A 12,919-nucleotide genomic window follows, 5' to 3' on the forward strand; every position below is an offset into this window, starting at 1 on the left:
GGGCCTTTTCGTAAACACGCTGGCTTTAGCGGTTTTTAAGCGCGTCGCGAATTTCCAGCAACACATCCACCTGTGACGGCCCGGTTTTAACCTCGGGCGCAACGTCGTCTGGTTTTTCGGCTGCGGCCTTCACCCGGTTCACCATTTTGACAAGGATGAAGACGACAAAAGCGATGATGAAAAAGTTGATCACCGCCATCAAGAACGACCCATAAGCAAAGATGGACGCCCCTGCCTCCCGCGCCTGTTCAAGCGATGCGTTAGCGGGCACATCCCCCGACAGCACAGCATAGTTATTGGTAAAATCAACACCGCCTGTGAAAAGCCCGATGATCGGGTTGATCAAATCAGCCACCATCGACGACACGATCGCCGTAAAGGCCGCGCCAATGATGATACCAACCGCCATGTCCATGACATTGCCTTTGGCGATGAAATCCTTAAATTCTTGAATCATAGTTCTGTCCCTATCTATGTCCTGCCGACCGTCCCGCCGCCATCGTTCGATTGTGAGGATTGACAGAGAGGGCGGTCAATAACGTTTTGATGGTTGTCGCCTGAATTGCTGCTCTGAACACCATTAGGCGTGAAAACAAACCCGCATCAGCGCACCGTCTGGGTTGAAATCAGTCGTAAGTCGCCCGTGAAGCTGCTCGGCTGCCGTGGCCATCAACATCCGTCCCAACCCGCTGCTGTCCGCACCCGAAACGGTTCCGTCGTGACCACAGCCGTTGTCCCGGCACTCCAACAGCCAGCCGCCCGCATTGTTCTGTCTGCGCAATGAAATGCTGACCTCGCCAGCTTGGTCCCCGGGAAAGGCGTGCTTGATCGAATTAGCCACGAATTCGCTAACGATCATCCCAAGCGCCGACGCTTGCGTTGCTTGCAACTCTCCCGGCTCGGCCGCACAAGAGATGGTGACATGATCCGGCGCACTTGCGGCGAGAAGCTTGTTCAACTGCTCAAGGTAAGAGGCGGTCTGCACCTTGCTTTGCCCCCCCTGGCCCATCAATTCGCTATGCAACGAGGCGACAGCCCCAAACCGCCGTTCCACAAGGGCAAGCACATCCTTTGCGTCAGGGTCATGCACCTTGCGCGTCGCCATCCGCAACAGCGACGCAATGGTCTGGAACGAGTTCTTAACGCGGTGGTCCATCTCGGCACGCAGGGCGGCTTCGATGCGAATTTTCTTGCGCAGTTCCAGCTGCATCATCACATGACGCGACAGTGTTTGCAGCGCTTGGCGTTGAAATTCGGTCAAGGTCCGCGGCTTGATATCCAGCACACAAAGCGTGCCAATGGCCTGACCATTCGGCGCGACAAGGTTCGCCCCGGCATAGAATTTTACCCGCGGGTCACCGATGTGCAGCGGGTTGTCGGCGGTACGCGGATCAGCACTCATGTCCGAAATCTCGGTGAAGTCGCCGTCAAGAATGGCGTGAGAGCAGACCGATTGATCCAGCGCTGTCTCTTGGGGCTCAAACCCGACGCGCGCTTTGAACCACTGGCGCTTTTCATCGACCAGGCTGATCAGAGAGACAGGCGTCTCGCAAATCTTGGACGCAAGCTCTACAATATCGTCAAAATCAGCTTCGGCTTCGGTATCAAGGACATCATAGGAGTGCAGCGTTTCAAGACGCTGGTCCTGTTCAGCGGGCGTGTCAGCTAAAATGGACCTTCTCCTTCCAAAATTGACCCGCTGCACAGCTTTGGCGCAGCAGTGGGGTCGGATATGGCCTGCCATTCGGGGGCAGATCAAGGCTGATGAACCTCCAGCTAGTGAAGGTTTAGCCCGAAAAGCAGCGGCGTCCACTACGCTGCCGAATCGATTCGCCTACTAAGCATTGATAAATGTTAAACTTTGCCGCGACTAGCCCTGCTGCGGCGTCACTCTGGCAGCGCACCGGTCAGCACATAGCGCAGAATCTCGACCACCTGAGCGGGGTCCGAAGCCACGGCCAACGCGGCCGCATCGACCTCTTTCAACGCATGCGCGTGATCCGCCCCGTGCAGAATGATCAGCGACTTGCCCAGAGCCGCGGCATAGCCCGCGTCAAAGGCTGCGTTCCACTGTTTATACTGCTCGCCAAAGCGCACCACGACCACATCCGCGTCAGCAATCGCCTTGCGGGTTCGGATCGCGTTGATCTGCGCGCCTTTGCGGTCGTGCCAGAAATTGTCGGCCTCAGGCCCAAGGATCGCCACGCCGCAATCATCGCTCGCGGCGTGGTCAGTGACCGGCGCTGAGAATGTCACGTCGAGCCCTTCGGCCCCTGTGATGATCTGTTCGCGCCAGTCGGTGTGGATTTCACCGGAGAGATAGACTTTCATCGCTCGTCCTTTCGTTCAGCCGCGCAGCACGCCGCCCGTGGCTTTGGTCACCTTTTCAACAACCTTGGCACCAACCGCTTCGATGTCGGCATCTTTCAGCGTCTTGTCACTCGGCTGCAAACGCACGGTGATGGCGAGGGATTTCTTGCCTTCGCCAAGGCTGCCGCCAATGAACTCGTCAAAAACGCGCACGTCTTCGATCAGGTTCTTGTCGGCACCCTTGGCGGCATTCACCAATGCCAGCGCCTCAACATCGGCATCGACGACAAAGGCAAAGTCACGCTCGACCGCCTGAAGATCGCTGATCTGCAACGCTGGGCGCGTGGCACCGGATTTACGCGGCAACGGCACTTCGGCAGGCCAGATGGTGAAGGCCATTGCCGGGCCTTTGACGTCCATCGCAGCCAGAACGCGGGGGTGCACTTCGCCAAAGACGCCCAGCACCTTTTTCGGGCCAAGGCAGATTTTGCCGTGACGGCCCGGATGCCACCACTCCGAAGCACCCCGCAGGATTTGCACCTTGGCGGGCGCACCGATGGCGGCCAGCACGGCCTCGGCATCGGCCTTAGCATCAAACACATCAACCGCGCGCGCTGCGCCATGCAGGTCACGCGGGCCAGTGCGGCCCACCAACAGGCCGCTGACCATCATCTGCTCCTCGCCCGGCTCACCGCCAGAGAAGGCCGGACCAACCTCAAACAGCGCCATGTCAGCAAAGCCACGCGCCTGATTGCGGGCGGCAGCCTGCAACAGGCCGGGCAGCAGATCGGGGCGCATGTGGCTCATATCTGAGGAGATCGGGTTTTCGAGGCGCGTCTCATCCGTGCCACCACCAAAGAGCGCGGCAGAGGCCTGATCGATGAAGCTGTAGGTCACGCATTCATTGTACCCGAGCGCCGCCGCCGTGCGCCGTGCGGTCACCACGCGGCGCTGCATCGGCGAGAGCACGGGGCGCGGCACGCCGGACGTGAGGCGCGGCAGGGGTTTACCCTCCAACTTGGTCAGCGAGGCAATCCGCGCGACCTCTTCCACCAGATCGGCCTCACCCTGCACATCGGGCCGCCAGCTTGGCACCTGCGCCATGTCACCGTCGAGCTGGAAGCCTAACGCGGTCAACGTCTGGCGCTGGTCGCTCTCGGGGATCGTCATACCGACCAGCGACTGCACTTTGGCCGCGTCCAGCTTGTAAGCGCGGCGGGTGTCCGGCACCTGCCCCGCAACCACAACCTCAGACGCTTCGCCGCCCGCGTGATCGAGGATCATCCGCGTGGCATGTTCGATGCCATAAGGCGTCCATGCCGGGTCCACGCCCCGCTCGAAACGGTAGCGCGCGTCGGAGTTGATCTTGAGCGCGCGGCCCGCATAGGCGATCTGCACCGGATCCCAATAGGCGCTCTCGACAAAGACGTTCACGGTGTCTTCGGTCACGCCTGTCGCTTCACCGCCCATGATGCCGGCGATGCTTTCCACACCGCTATCGTCGGAGATAACCATCTGCCCCGCTTGCAGGGTGTAGGTCTTGTCGTCCAACGCCACGATCTCTTCGCCGCCCTTGGCGCGGTGAACGCGCAGGTTGCCTTTGACCTTATCGGCGTCAAAAACATGCAGCGGGCGGTTGCGGTCGAAGGTGAAGAAGTTGGTCACATCCACGAGGAAAGAGATCGGACGCAGCCCAATGGCGCGCAGGCAATCTTGCAGCCACGCCGGGCTGGGGCCGTTCTTCACGCCCTTGATCACGCGACCATAGAACACCGGGCAGCCGTCCAGCGTGTCGTCGTCAATGCTGACGCTGATGGGCGCAGCAAAGCTACCTTCAACCGCATCGCAATCGCGCGGCTTCAACTTGCCCAAGCCCCGCGCCGCGAGGTCACGCGCAATGCCGCGCACGCCGAGCGCGTCGGGGCGGTTGGGTGTAATGGCGATCTCGATCACCGGGTCGACCTTGGCCGAGTCATTCTCGGCCAGCCAATCAATGAAACGGTCGCCGGGCTTACCAGAGGGCAGCTCGATGATGCCGTCGTGCTCTTCGCTCAACTCCATCTCGCGCTCAGAGGCCATCATGCCGAAGCTCTCAACGCCGCGAATTTTGCCGACGCCGATGGTCGTGTCGATCCCCGGCACATAGACGCCCGGCTTGGCCACAACGACGGTGATGCCCGCCCGCGCATTCGGCGCGCCGCAGATGATCTGCATGACGCCTTCGTCGGTTTCCACCTGACAGACGTTCAGCCGGTCGGCATCGGGGTGTTTCTCGGCCGATTGCACATAGCCGAGGGTAAAGTCGGCCAACTTCGCTGCCGGGTTCTCGACGCCTTCGACTTCGAGGCCGAGGTCGGTCAGGGCATAGGTGATCTCATCAATCGACGCCGTGGTGTCGAGATGGTCCTTGAGCCAGGAGAGAGTGAATTTCATTTATCTAGGTCTTCCCTTAACTTTTGTGTAGCGTCTTTCCCGGCAAACACCACATTTCCCCAAGTCGTTCTGGTCTCGCCATCACGCGAAATTACGCACCCATCTTCTGATAGAAACAGGTCGTTAATTGCAGTCACAACATGTGCACTCGCTTCAATAGCTGCATCTGAACCGACTAGTGCGATTTCGGACTGCAAAGCCCAAAGCTTGCGGATTTCTTCATGAAGATGCCAGTTTTCGGTCTTATCGCGTTGGAAGACGGCAGTAGATTTCTCAACCTGCGCCATGAAGCCTCTATAAAGAGTAATACGTTCTCGTCTATTTTCAGCATACCGAGATGCCTCTTCTTTCTTGTAGTAAAGGTAAATCGCTCCCATCAATCCAATAAGAGGACTAAGATTAGCTACTAATTCACCAATCCAAACGACTGCGCTTGGAAACCAGAAAAAGTCTTCCCTGATATTATCCAAGGCAGTCATTCACACGTCACCTACTCAACCCACCATGCAAATTCGGCTGATCCAAACTCGCGAACCCATAATGCCGCAGCCAGCGCAGGTCTGAATCAAAGAACGCCCGCAGATCCGGAATCCCGTATTTCAGCATCGCGATCCGGTCGATCCCCATGCCAAAGGCAAAGCCCTGCCATTCGTTCGGGTCGATCCCGCCCGCGGCCAGCACCTTGGGGTGCACCATGCCGGAGCCCAGCACTTCCATCCAGCCGTCGCCTTCGCCAATGCGCAGCTGGCCGTCGACCCAAGAGCACTGGATATCGACTTCAGCCGAAGGTTCGGTGAAGGGGAAGTGCGAGGCGCGGAAGCGGGTTTTGATGCCGTCAATCTCAAAGAAGGCGGCAAAGAATTCCTCAAGCGTCCACTTGAGGTTCGCCATAGAGATGTCCTTGTCGATCGCCAGACCTTCGACCTGATGGAACATCGGCGTGTGGGTCTGGTCGTAATCGGCACGGTAGACACCGCCGGGGCAGATGATGCGCAGGGGCGCGCCTTCGGCCTCCATCGTGCGGATCTGCACCGGGGAGGTGTGGGTGCGCAGCACATGCGGGGCACGCTCGTCGCCCTCAGCACGGGCCATATAGAACGTGTCCATCTCGGCCCGCGCGGGGTGGTGGCCAGGGATGTTCAGCGCGTCGAAGTTGTACCAATCGGTGTCAATGCGCGGGCCTTCGGCGACCGAGAAACCCATCTCGGCGAAGATCGCGGTTAGCTCTTCGGTGACTTGGCTGACCGGGTGGATGCTGCCCTGACGCTGGTGCCGCGTCGGCAGGGTCACGTCGAGCCATTCGCTGCGCAGGCGCTCATCTAGCGCGGCATCGCCAAGTGCTGCCTTCTTGGCGGACAGCGCCGAGTTGATTTCGTCCTTCAGCGCGTTCAGCGCGGGGCCAGCGACCTGCCGTTCTTCGGGGGTCATCTTGCCAAGCTCGCGCATCTTCAGCGCCACTTCGCCTTTCTTGCCCACGGCAGCCAGCCGGATGTCTTCCAATGCGGATTCGTCACCGGCATCGGCGATTTGGCTCAGGTACTTTTGCTTCAGATCGTCCATGACAGGCCCTTGGAATAATACCCCGTCCTGCTAGCCCTCCCGCCCTGCGAATGCAAGCCGTAGGGGTTGTGACGGCATGGGGGAACCACCACCTCTGCCAAGCGTTAGGCCGCATCCCCTCGGCGCGCCCTCTTGGCAGCGGCGCGCTCAAACTCCCCCGAAAGGAGAGACTATGAAAATCCTGATGGTTCTGACATCGCATGATGAGCTTGGCGACACCGGCAATAAAACCGGCTTCTGGCTCGAAGAATTCGCCGCGCCCTACTACGTCTTTAAAGACGCTGGCGCCGACGTGACCCTCGCCTCGCCCAAAGGCGGCCAGCCGCCGCTCGACCCCAACAGCGACAGCGACGACGCGCAGACCGATGCGACCCGCCGTTTCAAAGACGACGAAGCCGCTCAGAAAGCCCTCGGCTCGACCAAAGTGCTGGGCGATGTGGATGCGGACGGTTTCGACGCGATCTTCTACCCCGGCGGCCACGGCCCGCTGTGGGATCTGGCCAATGACGCCGACAGCAAGCGCTTGATTGAAACCTTCTGGGCTTCCGACCGCCCTGTTGGTGCCGTCTGCCACGCGCCTGCCGTGTTCAGAGACACCGAACATGAAGGTAAGCCGCTGGTTTCCGGCAAGCGCGTCACCGGCTTTACCAACACCGAAGAAGAGGGCGTTGGCCTTACCGATGTGGTGCCTTTCTTGGTCGAAGACATGCTGAAGAAGAACGGTGGCGAGTACAGCAAAGGCGACGATTGGGCATCATATGTGCTGGTCGACGGCAAGTTGGTGACCGGCCAGAACCCCGCCTCTTCCGAAGAAGCGGCGAAAGAAATGCTGGCACTGTTGAAGTAACGGTTTGGTAAGCGACGCATGAGGGGGGGGGGGGCGCAACATTGTGCCCCCTTTTTCTTTGTGGGAACCGTCAAAGGCCGTGCCGTGTTTTCTTTCTGGAAGGAGCCCCCGACATGGCAAACTATGACCGCACCACCGGCGCACCTTGGAGCGCGGACGACTTGGACCAGCTGCGCATTCTCGCAGCTGAGGGCACTTCGGCCAGCGTGATCGGCGTACAGCTGGGCCGAACAGAAAAGGCGATCTCGCACCAAGCGTCGCTTGAGGGCATCAGCCTGACATCTGTCAGCCGAAACCCCTATGACCCCGACACGCTAGACCGATAGCAATTCGCGCCCGTTCTTCTTGTGTCTTTCGACCAGCCGCTTTTGCATGTTTCCTGAAGGGATTGGCTGGGCAGACGGGCCGAAATCGCTGCTGACAACCTGATCAGGAAATAGTCGGGCGAACTCTTCACGCTGCGCATGACCAATTGTCTTTGCAGTGTCAGCGTTAAGCAGGAAACTCTCGGTCGGTGCGCCTTCTGCATAGATGATTTGATGCTCTTTAAAGATCAGATGAAAGTACTCGACCCGTTCGACCTTATCCTCGACAGTGATCCCCGGCAGCTCGGTAAGCCGGATGGCGGCGACCAGTACCGTCATCGCACCGCACATGCGTTTGACGATGCCGGACCGCGCCACCATGCGGTGCTGGCGGGACACAATAAGGTCGCGCTTGGGCAGCCCCGCGCCCAATGCGCCTGCAGTGATACGGATGGGGTAAAGCTTGGGGTTTCTGGCAAGCTCGGGCGCGTCCACACAACGCCGCAGCGCGGTGACCAGCTCTTGATAGCCGCCTTGGGTTAAGACGCGCATGCCGGGTGACAATGCCTCAACTGGCAGATCGCCCCTGTCGGTGGTGATCAACGTGCCCCGTGTGAAACAAGCTACGCCCGTCGAAACAAGGTCGCCATCCTTGCTCATCGTATCAATATCAGAGTTCCATGTCAGATCTCCCAGCAACCCACCTTTGGGCAGGTCTGAGAAATCAACGGTCATCGTGGTAAAGAGATCGCCCGCAGGGGGGCTTCCCGCCAGATTGACGATACCGGAATAGGTCACCTCAAGGTCACCGGCTAAATCCTGAGACCCCTCACCCAGCCGGAAAGGAAACCCATCAAGCGAACCGGGGGTTGAGCCGCCGTTTGGATCGTCATCCAGCGCATAGGTTGTATCAAAAACAGAGCTCGCGGGCTGGAGGTCAATCTCCATGGTTGCCAGCGGCTTGGTGGTTTCCAGATGGTGCCAATCAAAGCCGAAGGACATTTTTGAATGCTCACCGACCGCCGCGCCGTTTGTATACGCGTCCGTCGCGTGCCACGTAAGCGTTTCGGTGGTTCCATCCGCATAGGTCAGCGTGATCCGCGCGCCTTCCAGATCGACGCCGCGCGAACTGGTATCGTCGCGGATGCCGTGGACCGTCTCATGCGGATCCTCATCTAACCTATTAATCACTATTGCGGGCATAAACGTCCCCACCTTTTTATAAATAACCTGCCAACCAGCAACATGAATTACCACGCCACCTGTGCAGATTCTTTGCACAGTGCCCAGTCGTTGAGGCACATTGTCTTACGGCTGAGGAAAGGGCATGGCCACGGCAAGGATTTATTGAGGCAAGATTAAGTCCGACCTTCTGCGCAGCACCCGGCCAGACATGCAAAAAGCCCCGCCGTGGGGCGGGGCTTTCTAAAATTCAATGCAAAGTCAGCTTAGGCTGCCAGTGCGTCCTGTGCCTGCTTGACGATCGCGCCAAAGGCTTCGGGCTCATGCACGGCCAGATCGGCCAGAACCTTACGGTCCACTTCGATACCGGCCAGCGACAGACCATTGATGAAGCGGCTGTATGTCAGCGCCTCGTCGTGGCTGCGCACGGCGGCGTTGATCCGCTGGATCCACAGAGCGCGGAAGTTGCGCTTGCGATTCTTACGGTCACGCGTTGCATATTGGTTGGCCTTGTCGACCGCCTGCGTGGCGACCTTGAAGACGTTTTTGCGCCGACCATAATAGCCTTTTGCGGCTTTGATGATCTTTTTGTGACGCGCGTGGGTGACTGTACCACCTTTTACTCGGGACATCTCGGTACTCCTATATCAGCGGGCGTAGGGCATGAAGCCCTTGATGATCTTTGCATCGGGCTCGGACAGTGTTGTCGTGCCGCGTGCGTTACGGATGAACTTGTTGGTCCGTTTGATCATGCCGTGCTGTTTGCCAGCTTGGCTGCCGATGACCTTACCAGTCGCCGAGACCTTAAAGCGCTTTTTGGCGCTCGATTTCGTCTTCATCTTGGGCATTTCCGTCTCCGTCTTTTGAGTTCGGTATAAACACGACTCGGCATGCCACTTTCGGCCGGTCGTGCAGGCTAAGATGCGCCGTATAGGCGCGCTTGGCTAAGGATGCAAGAGGTTTTGAGCGGCGCGGCAAACAGCCCTAGGGCAGCAGGTCTGCCACAACCGAGACAAAGACATCCGGCAGGTTCTCAAAGGAATAGCGCCCCGGATTTTTCTGCAATGCGTAAACAATCAAGCCGCCGGCAATCAGGACCGTGATCGCCGAGACGCGCGGCGACCGACGATCGGTCACCGCAGAGAGTATTGAGGGGATCGACAACACCGCCAGAACGATGCCCACGACCATAGTCAAATCAGAGTTCACGCACGCCCTCCCCTTACTGGGGAAAGGCTACTCTGGATCAGAGGCGTAAATCAAACGTTCGTCGCAAGGGGCCACCCGCAGGATGTTGGTGCTGCCCGGCACGTTGAAGGGCACGCCTGCGGTCACCACGATATGATCCTCCGGCCCGGCGTACCCCTCTGACAAGGCAGCGCGCGCCGCGCTGATGACAGCCAGTTTAAACCGATCATGCCCATCGGTGATGATGCAATTCGTCCCCCAGCTTAGCGCCAGACGACGGGCAGTGTTCACCAAAGGCGACAGCGCGATGATTGGTACACGGGGCCGCTCGCGTGCGGTCAGCAGCGCTGTGGTCCCCGATTGGGTGAAACAGCAAATCGCCTTGATGTCCGTCGTCTCCGCAATCTCACGCGCGGCGGCAACGATCCCATCGGCCACGGTGGTCCGAACGGCGGTACGCGAGGATTCGATGATCTGCGTATAAGTCGGATCGGCCTCAACCTCTTGGGCGACATTGTCCATCGTTGCCACGGCTTCCAATGGGTAGTCCCCAGCGGCGGACTCGGCGCTCAGCATCACAGCATCCGCGCCTTCATAGATCGCAGTGGCCACGTCCGACACTTCGGCGCGGGTCGGCATCGGGCTTTCGATCATCGATTCCAGCATCTGCGTGGCCACGATCACCGGCTTGGCCGCCGCGCGGCATTTGCGCACCAGACGCTTTTGGATCGGCGGCACGTTCTGCACCGGCAGTTCCACGCCCAGATCGCCGCGCGCCACCATAATGCCATCGCTGACCTCAAGGATGGCTTCAAAACGCTCTACCGCCGATGGCTTTTCGATCTTCGACAGGATTGCGGCCCGGCCTTTAACCAGATCACGCGCTTCGGTCACATCTTCAGGCCGCTGCACAAAGCTGAGGGCGAGCCAGTCGACACCCAATTCGCAGACAAATTCCAGATCTGCCCGGTCTTTCTCCGACAGGGCCGCCAAGGGCAGCAGCACGTCGGGCACGTTCACACCTTTGCGGTTCGAGATCACACCACCTGTCACCACCTCGCAATCGGCGAAATCAGGGCCACAGTCGCGCACCTTCAGACGGATTTTACCGTCATTGACCAGCAGGCTCGCGCCCGGCTCTAACGCCGCGAAAATTTCAGGATGCGGCAGGCAAACACGATTCACATCGCCCGGCGTCTCATCAAGGTCCAGCCGGAAGGCGGCACCCACTTCCAACGTTGGGCCGTCTCCTTGGAACACGCCCACACGCAGCTTTGGCCCCTGAAGGTCAGCCAAAATGCCAATTGCGCCGCCGGTCTCTTTTTCAATTTCGCGGATGATTCGGTGTTTCTCGCGGATCTCGTCATGGCTGCCGTGGCTCATGTTCAGCCGAAAGACATCTGCACCCGCTTTGTGCAATGCGCCGATCATCTCGCGTGTCTCAGAGGCCGGCCCAAGCGTGGCCACGATCTTTACATTGCGCAAACGTCTCATATCTGTTCCTTCGTGTCCTGTGTCGCCCCATGGGGAATGTTAACGGTAACATCGACTTGTTGATGGCCTACCGCCCCTATGTGTGCCTGTCAAAGGTTTCATCAGAATGACGGCCTATCGCTCTGCCGTCCAGCCATATGAAAAGGAAGCTGCCATGCCCAGCCAACAAGAAATCGAACTGCAAGCCGCCGCTTTTCGCCGCTTGCAAAAGCACCTGATGGAAGACCGGACCGATGTACAGAACATCGACATGATGAACCTCGCCGGGTTTTGCCGCAACTGCCTGTCGCGCTGGTACCAAGAAGCCGCAAACGAGCGTGGCATCGACATGGGCAAGGAAGAGGCGCGCGAGCTGTTCTACGGGATGACGATGGATGATTGGAAAGCCAACTATCAGACCGAAGCGAAGGACAGCCAGAAAGAGGCGTTCAAGACCGCCTTCGAGGAGAATGTCGGGAAGGGCTAAATTGGACCATCAAATCGAAACAATACCCGATCATAGATCAGCATTGACCCCATAGAAGAAACAAAAAAGCTTACATGCGACTTGATTGAAACCTATATCCAGGCAAGCATTCAAGGCGTTCTTCTCAGGAGATTGCCCTATGCTTGCCCTTTTCGCTTTACCTGCATTGTTGGGCCTCGGCCTTATCTTCAATATCATCGACGACGATTCAGAAGAGGATCGCCCCGAAGACCCGCCCGAGCCGCCGGATACTTTGTTTGTGCCCGATGACGTCGAATCCTTTCGTGGCTCCGATGGCGATGACATCATCGTCGCGCGGGATGATGGCGGATTTATAGCAGGGCGTGAGGGCGACGATACGATTACCGGAAGTGACAACGTTGATGATATCGCGGGCCACGACGGCAATGATGTTATCGACGCCCGTGGTGGCGACGACCGCGTTTGGGGTGACTTCGGCGATGACACGATCACTTTGGGCGACGGCGCAGATCGCGGCATTGGCGGCAATGGCGATGATAACATCAATGGCGGCGCGGGCGATGACCATATAAGCGGCGAGAACGACGATGACACGCTGATCGGCGGCGCGGGCAACGACACGCTCACCGGGGGGTATGGCGATGATCTGATCTACATGGGTGAGGGCGACGACAGCGGCGCGGCCTATGGTTTAGTGAATTGGGGCAATGATACGGTCTACGGTGGGACGGGCGATGATGTCATCCTCGAAGGCCGAGGCTATGACGCGCTTTATGGCGAAGCGGGTGACGATGTGATCCGCGCGCTGGACGGCACCAGTTCCCCTGATACGGTCGATGGCGGCGCGGGCAACGATCATCTGCTGCTCGATGATGGCGACATAGGCACGGGCGGCGACGGCGAAGACCTTTTTAGCCTCAATCATTCGGACTATGCCGAAGAACCAGCGATCATAATCACTGATTTCAATACCGATGACGATCTACTCTCCATCGATACATATTCAACCGATCCGGTGGAGCTGATCCACGACCCAGACCGCGCAGCCGTTTTGGTGCAAAGAACGGGCGTGACCCTCGGCATATTGGAAGGGCTAAGCGAGGCGGACATTCCGAACATCAGCCTCGTGGAATTCGCCGCCTAACCGCAAAC

General features: G+C 58.7%; 15 protein-coding genes. 4 read left to right on the forward strand and 11 right to left on the reverse strand.

The window, feature by feature from the left end:
- Window positions 1-25 precede the first annotated feature (25 nt).
- The 6 genes from mscL to pheS all read right to left on the reverse strand — a co-directional run bounded on the left by mscL (window position 26) and on the right by pheS (window position 6,303).
- Window positions 26-457: a large conductance mechanosensitive channel protein MscL gene (mscL, locus tag DSM14862_RS14960; RefSeq protein ID WP_007118115.1), complete on the reverse strand. Its 432-nt coding sequence runs from the start codon at window positions 455-457 to the stop codon at window positions 26-28.
- Between the two features lie 123 nt (window positions 458-580).
- The gene (locus DSM14862_RS14965; protein ID WP_243254291.1) at window positions 581-1,759 is read right to left on the reverse strand and encodes a histidine kinase dimerization/phosphoacceptor domain -containing protein; all 1,179 of its coding nucleotides are present in this window, start codon (window positions 1,757-1,759) and stop codon (window positions 581-583) included.
- A 128-nt stretch (window positions 1,760-1,887) separates the two neighbouring features.
- Window positions 1,888-2,331, reverse strand: a complete 444-nt coding sequence (locus tag DSM14862_RS14970; RefSeq protein ID WP_007118117.1) for a YtoQ family protein — start codon at window positions 2,329-2,331, stop codon at window positions 1,888-1,890.
- A 15-nt stretch (window positions 2,332-2,346) separates the two neighbouring features.
- On the reverse strand, window positions 2,347-4,743 hold the full coding sequence (gene pheT / locus DSM14862_RS14975; RefSeq protein ID WP_007118118.1) for a phenylalanine--tRNA ligase subunit beta: 2,397 nt from the start codon (window positions 4,741-4,743) through the stop codon (window positions 2,347-2,349).
- Window positions 4,740-5,222, reverse strand: coding sequence for a hypothetical protein (locus DSM14862_RS14980; RefSeq protein ID WP_007118119.1), 483 nt, complete (start codon window positions 5,220-5,222; stop codon window positions 4,740-4,742). Before DSM14862_RS14980 ends, pheT begins: the two co-directional genes overlap by 4 nt.
- Before the next feature lie 7 nt (window positions 5,223-5,229).
- A complete protein-coding gene (pheS, locus tag DSM14862_RS14985; RefSeq protein ID WP_007118120.1) occupies window positions 5,230-6,303 on the reverse strand; it encodes a phenylalanine--tRNA ligase subunit alpha in 1,074 nt (357 codons plus the stop codon).
- A 172-nt stretch (window positions 6,304-6,475) separates the two neighbouring features.
- On the opposite strand from pheS, the gene DSM14862_RS14990 reads away from it, so the two are divergent.
- Window positions 6,476-7,150, forward strand: coding sequence for a type 1 glutamine amidotransferase domain-containing protein (locus tag DSM14862_RS14990; protein WP_007118121.1), 675 nt, complete (start codon window positions 6,476-6,478; stop codon window positions 7,148-7,150).
- Between the two features lie 113 nt (window positions 7,151-7,263).
- Window positions 7,264-7,476, forward strand: coding sequence for a hypothetical protein (locus DSM14862_RS14995; protein ID WP_007118122.1), 213 nt, complete (start codon window positions 7,264-7,266; stop codon window positions 7,474-7,476).
- Here DSM14862_RS14995 and DSM14862_RS15000 read toward each other — a convergent pair.
- The 5 genes from DSM14862_RS15000 to pyk form a co-directional block, all read right to left on the reverse strand.
- Window positions 7,465-8,658: a Hint domain-containing protein gene (locus tag DSM14862_RS15000; RefSeq protein ID WP_007118123.1), complete on the reverse strand. Its 1,194-nt coding sequence runs from the start codon at window positions 8,656-8,658 to the stop codon at window positions 7,465-7,467. The two genes, DSM14862_RS14995 and DSM14862_RS15000, sit on opposite strands and share 12 nt — an antisense overlap.
- Window positions 8,659-8,903: 245 nt before the next feature.
- Complete coding sequence (gene rplT, locus DSM14862_RS15005; RefSeq protein ID WP_007118124.1) at window positions 8,904-9,269, reverse strand: 50S ribosomal protein L20; 366 nt, start codon at window positions 9,267-9,269, stop codon at window positions 8,904-8,906.
- A gap of 15 nt (window positions 9,270-9,284) precedes the next feature.
- Window positions 9,285-9,485 (reverse strand): 50S ribosomal protein L35, encoded by a 201-nt coding sequence (rpmI, locus tag DSM14862_RS15010; RefSeq protein WP_007118125.1) that lies wholly within the window; start codon window positions 9,483-9,485, stop codon window positions 9,285-9,287.
- A gap of 136 nt (window positions 9,486-9,621) precedes the next feature.
- A complete protein-coding gene (locus tag DSM14862_RS15015; protein ID WP_040700298.1) occupies window positions 9,622-9,846 on the reverse strand; it encodes a hypothetical protein in 225 nt (74 codons plus the stop codon).
- Window positions 9,847-9,873: 27 nt separating this feature from the next.
- Entirely contained in the window at window positions 9,874-11,319 is a 1,446-nt protein-coding gene (gene pyk / locus DSM14862_RS15020; RefSeq protein WP_007118127.1) for a pyruvate kinase, read from the reverse strand.
- Window positions 11,320-11,473: 154 nt separating this feature from the next.
- Here pyk and DSM14862_RS15025 point away from each other — a divergent pair, with 154 nt between their 5' ends.
- Together DSM14862_RS15025 and DSM14862_RS15030 are read left to right on the forward strand one after the other, a co-directional pair.
- Window positions 11,474-11,785: a DUF1244 domain-containing protein gene (locus tag DSM14862_RS15025; protein ID WP_040700694.1), complete on the forward strand. Its 312-nt coding sequence runs from the start codon at window positions 11,474-11,476 to the stop codon at window positions 11,783-11,785.
- 139 nt (window positions 11,786-11,924) lie between these two features.
- A complete protein-coding gene (locus tag DSM14862_RS15030; protein ID WP_007118129.1) occupies window positions 11,925-12,911 on the forward strand; it encodes a calcium-binding protein in 987 nt (328 codons plus the stop codon).
- Window positions 12,912-12,919: the final 8 nt, after the last annotated feature.

Source organism: Sulfitobacter indolifex, from assembly GCF_022788655.1.
Lineage (GTDB): Bacteria > Pseudomonadota > Alphaproteobacteria > Rhodobacterales > Rhodobacteraceae > Sulfitobacter > Sulfitobacter indolifex.

Coding starts and splice junctions, on each gene's coding strand:
- DSM14862_RS14970 (WP_007118117.1), bottom strand. CDS start 2,331: ATGAAAGTCTATCTCTCCGGTGAAATCCACACCGACTGGCGCGAACAG.
- DSM14862_RS15030 (WP_007118129.1), top strand. CDS start 11,925: ATGCTTGCCCTTTTCGCTTTACCTGCATTGTTGGGCCTCGGCCTTATC.
- pheT (WP_007118118.1), bottom strand. CDS start 4,743: ATGAAATTCACTCTCTCCTGGCTCAAGGACCATCTCGACACCACGGCG.
- rplT (WP_007118124.1), bottom strand. CDS start 9,269: ATGTCCCGAGTAAAAGGTGGTACAGTCACCCACGCGCGTCACAAAAAG.
- DSM14862_RS14980 (WP_007118119.1), bottom strand. CDS start 5,222: ATGACTGCCTTGGATAATATCAGGGAAGACTTTTTCTGGTTTCCAAGC.
- mscL (WP_007118115.1), bottom strand. CDS start 457: ATGATTCAAGAATTTAAGGATTTCATCGCCAAAGGCAATGTCATGGAC.
- DSM14862_RS15000 (WP_007118123.1), bottom strand. CDS start 8,658: ATGCCCGCAATAGTGATTAATAGGTTAGATGAGGATCCGCATGAGACG.
- rpmI (WP_007118125.1), bottom strand. CDS start 9,485: ATGCCCAAGATGAAGACGAAATCGAGCGCCAAAAAGCGCTTTAAGGTC.
- pheS (WP_007118120.1), bottom strand. CDS start 6,303: ATGGACGATCTGAAGCAAAAGTACCTGAGCCAAATCGCCGATGCCGGT.
- DSM14862_RS15025 (WP_040700694.1), top strand. CDS start 11,474: ATGCCCAGCCAACAAGAAATCGAACTGCAAGCCGCCGCTTTTCGCCGC.
- DSM14862_RS14990 (WP_007118121.1), top strand. CDS start 6,476: ATGAAAATCCTGATGGTTCTGACATCGCATGATGAGCTTGGCGACACC.
- pyk (WP_007118127.1), bottom strand. CDS start 11,319: ATGAGACGTTTGCGCAATGTAAAGATCGTGGCCACGCTTGGGCCGGCC.
- DSM14862_RS14995 (WP_007118122.1), top strand. CDS start 7,264: ATGGCAAACTATGACCGCACCACCGGCGCACCTTGGAGCGCGGACGAC.